Annotated in this window: 1 protein-coding gene; it reads right to left on the bottom strand. The window is 68.6% G+C overall.

What is annotated here, in order from left to right; all coding sequences use genetic code 11:
• The coding region (locus SB754_RS22930) for an iron chelate uptake ABC transporter family permease subunit (RefSeq protein WP_410784555.1) at positions 1-236 on the bottom strand (236 nt) is incomplete at both ends.

The following is a 236-nucleotide window of genomic DNA, read 5'->3' as shown; positions in this document are numbered from 1 at the left end:
ATCGAACCCAGCTGCCAGAACACGATCTGCTCGCGGCTCTGGGTGTCGCCCAGGAAGGTGATGAGGGCGAGCCCCGCACCGGCGAACGCATTGATCGCGACGCCCGTCAGCAGCAGCGTGACGGTTTCGGTGCGTCCCTGCGCGCGCGCCGTCGCGTAGACGAGCAGCGTGGCGATCAGGCCACCGACGAAGGCGAACGCCGCGATCGTCCAGCCCCCGAGAAAGGCGAGGCCGAA

The sequence above is a fragment of the Leifsonia sp. SIMBA_070 genome, assembly GCF_046534635.1.
In the GTDB taxonomy this organism is placed as follows: Bacteria; Actinomycetota; Actinomycetes; order Actinomycetales; family Microbacteriaceae; genus Leifsonia.
The sequence above is the reverse complement of the archived record's forward strand: the minus strand, read 5'-3'. Positions and strand labels throughout refer to the sequence as shown.